The sequence below is a fragment of the Sphaerisporangium sp. NPDC004334 genome, from assembly GCF_053602655.1.
Map to the genome: position 1 here is coordinate 1 of NZ_JBSGDZ010000074.1, position 3,351 is coordinate 3,351.

2 protein-coding genes and 1 pseudogene are annotated in these 3,351 nt (G+C 68.6%); 1 reads left to right on the forward strand and 2 read right to left on the reverse strand.

Annotated elements, in window-relative coordinates; all coding sequences use genetic code 11:
• Both ACWEN6_RS40775 and ACWEN6_RS40780 read right to left on the reverse strand, forming a co-directional pair.
• The coding region (locus ACWEN6_RS40775) for an extracellular catalytic domain type 1 short-chain-length polyhydroxyalkanoate depolymerase (protein ID WP_452577569.1) at positions 1 to 968 on the reverse strand (968 nt) is incomplete at its 3' end.
• A gap of 313 nt (positions 969 to 1,281) precedes the next feature.
• Positions 1,282 to 2,424, reverse strand: a complete 1,143-nt coding sequence (locus tag ACWEN6_RS40780) for a lectin (RefSeq protein ID WP_452577571.1) — start codon at positions 2,422 to 2,424, stop codon at positions 1,282 to 1,284.
• A gap of 685 nt (positions 2,425 to 3,109) precedes the next feature.
• Between ACWEN6_RS40780 and ACWEN6_RS40785 the strand changes: the two are divergent.
• Positions 3,110 to 3,351 (forward strand): annotated as a pseudogene (locus ACWEN6_RS40785) (endo-1,4-beta-xylanase); the annotation flags it as partial.

The following is a 3,351-nucleotide window of genomic DNA, read 5'->3' on the forward strand; positions in this document are numbered from 1 at the left end:
CCGTTGCAGTCCCACAGGTTCACCGCGGTGCCGTCGGTGGTGGAACGGTTCGGCACATCGATGCACCGCCCGGACGCCACACCCCTGATCGGACCGCTGCCGCCGGGCCCCGTGGGAGTCGGCGTGGGAGTCGGGGTGACGGTGGGAGTGAGCGTCGGGGTCGGCGTGGGAGTGGGGTTCACGGTGCCGTCGAGACCGAAGAAGCGGATCGCGTAGATGCCCATGCCGGTGTGCGGCAGGTCATGGCCGGCGCCGGAGATGGTCCACGCCTCGACCTGGCCCGAGCCGAAGACCCGCCGGGTCCACCCGGACTGCGGAGTGGTGGTGGAGGTGGCGGTCTGGCCGATCCCCCACACATTTGTCCACTGGTCGACCTCTTCTTGCAGCATGGTGTAGTTCAGCACCGAGTCGTTGGTGCCGTGCCAGGCCATGACCCGTGGCCGCGGCCCGGTGTAGCCGGAGTAGGCGGCGCGCGCCAGGTCGCCCCACTGCTGCGGCGTCTTGTCCCCGCATCCGGCCGGCCCGAGGCAGCCGTAGGGCACGCCCGTTAAGGGCGCGCCGGCCGCGAAGACGTCGGGGTAGGTGGCCAGCAGGTTGTTGGTCTCCATCGCGCCGGAGGAGAAGCCGGTGGCGAACACCCGCTGCGGGTCGCCGTTGTAGCGCTGCAGCGTGTAGTTGACCATGGAGACGATCGAGACCGGGTCGCTGCCCCCGGCGTGACGCAGAGCCTCGTTCGACCACACGTCAAAGCAGTTGGACATGCCGTTGGCGCTCTTGTTGGCCTGCGGGTAGATGACGATGAACCCGTAGCGGTCGGCCAGCGAGGCGAACTCGGTGCCCTGGTAGAAGCCCTGGGCCGTGCCGTTGCATCCGTGCATCGCGACCAGGACGCCTGGCCGTGAGGACACGTTGTTGGGGACATAGATGTACATCGGGAGGTTGCCGGGGTTGGACCCGAAGCCGGTCACCTGGGTCAGCGTCGCCGCCGACGCTCGCGGCACCGGCGCCGCGAAGAACATCCTGGCGGCAGGTCTTGCCGTGTCTGCCTGTGGAGGTGACGTCAGACACTCCGGGTCCTCCCGGGTGCAGTCGCCGGTGAAGCAGGAACTCCAGCCCACGAGGGCCGGAATCCCCGTCCCTCAGGGCGGGGAGTAGTCAACGTTCTGCCTTTCACTCTCAGCGGGGGCGCAGGAGCGGGGCGCGGCGGTACGGGAGGGGCGGAAGGGTGGTGGGCACCGGCGGACGGCGGTCAGCGCCGCCCGCCGGGCCGATGAGGGAGCGTCAGACCCGGGTCCAACGCTGGTTGGTTCCGCCGTTGCAGGACCAGATCTGCAGCTTGACGCCGTTGGCGGTGGAGTAGTTCGGCACGTCGAGGCACTTGTTCGCGCCGACGGCCGTGATGCTGCCGTCGGAGTTGAACCGCCACTGCTGGTTGCTCTGCCCGTTGCAGTCCCAGATCGCCACCTGCGCGCCGTCGGCCGTGCTCGCGTTGGACACGTCCAGGCACTTGTTGCCGTACACCCGCAGTTCACCGCTGCCGGTCGGCGCCCACTGCTGGTTGGCCTGCCCGTTGCAGTCCCAGATCTGCACCTGCGCGCCGTTGGCCTGCGAGACGTTGGCGACGTCCAGGCACCGGCCCGAGCCGACGCCGCGGATCGCGCTCGCGGTCGAGGGCGTCACTGTGGGCGTGGGAGTCGGGGTCGACCCGCCGGGCTGGCCGATGCTTCCGGAGACCGACTGCAGCGCCGCGTACCAGGCGGCGGCCATCTTGTCGTAGCCGTTGGCGGTGGGGTGGACGCCGTCGATCAGGTCGCCGGTGGTGAGTTTGCTGTGCATGTCGACGAGATAGACGTGCTTGCCGCTGCTGACCTTGCTCTGGACGATGCCGGGGATGGCCGCGTTGAAGGTGCGGACGGAGTTCTCCTGGCCGGAGTTGGACAGCGGGATGATGGTGGCGACGAACACGTCGGCGTTGGGCACGGCCGCGGTGATGTGGTCGATCAGGGTGGACAGCCGCTGGGGGGCGCTGGAAACGTTGTAGTTCTGCAGGACGTCGTTGGTGCCGATGTGCAGCAGGACGGTGCGCGGGTTGTAGGTGCGGGCCCAGCCGGTGATGTTGGCGTCGATCTGGTCGATGCGCCAGCCGGGGTGTCCCTCGTGGTCGTGGTCGCCGAGGTTGCCCGGCCCGTTGAACTGGGATCCGACGAAGTCGATCGTGTAGCGGCCGGCGGCCAGGCGCTGCCACAGCCCGATGCGGTATCCGCCCGGCACCTGTGTGCCCTCGGTGATCGAGTCACCCAGCGGCATCACCCGCACTCCGCCGTTGGACTCGGCGCTGGCCACGCCCATCCCGGTCGCCGTTCCCGCAGCCACGACGGCGACGGCCAGCAGCGCGGCGGTCAGCCATCGTCTCCACATCACCATGCTCAACCTCTTTCAGGCACCGGCGACCGCGTCGGGTCGGCCAAGAGAGCGTTAACAGCCTTCAGGTATTGGGATGCCGACGACCGGTGGACCGCCGGGAAGTGGTGTCTGTCCCAGCGGACGCGGCACTCCGGTCGCCGGCATGCCTAGGGGAAGTGCATTCTTGTTAGCGTTAACAATCGACCGTGTCGGCCGGCTCCCTTCTCCGTCGTGTGCGGCGGTGGTGTGGGCGGAGCAAATACGAGACCGGGACGCGCCGTCAAGAGCCGGCGCCGCGCCGCGCCGGGGGCTTCTGGACCACCGGGGCTGTCGATCTGGTGTTATCGCCGCCGTCGCACATCCGCGCCTGCCGCCTTGTGCTGAAACTTTCAGGCACGCTGGTCACGGATTTACGGGATATCCGTGAATTTCAAGGCGGGGCATTTTCGTTAGGCCAGGTGCGTGGGGTTTGTCCGGCTGAGGAGCGCTCGAAAGTTTCGGCTACGGTCTTGACGTGTTTCGGGATGGTTTCCACACTGAGTCCCGAGTAGGTTCCGCCGCCGACTCGGTGGTGCGTGGCGGGAGCCGTCGGCGACGTCCTCGTGGTGTGCGTTCCGGTGACAGGGATGCGGGCGTCGGGCCGCGGGCGTGTCCCGCATGTTCTCCCGCTTCCCGCTCTTCCGCGATCCCTTATGGAGGCTCAGGCATGGGCGCATACGTCACACACCCGCCGGGTAACCGGCGACCCTTCCGCGGTCTGCGGGCCGTGCTCGCCGGTGCTCTCGGCGTGCTCGGCACGGTCACGGCGCTGACGTTGCCGGGCCCGGCCGACGCCGCGGCGAGCACGCTGGGTGCGGCCGCCGCGCAGAGCGGGCGGTACTTCGGTACGGCCATCGCTTCGGGGCGGCTTGGTGATTCGGCGTACACGACCATCGCGAACCGTGAGTT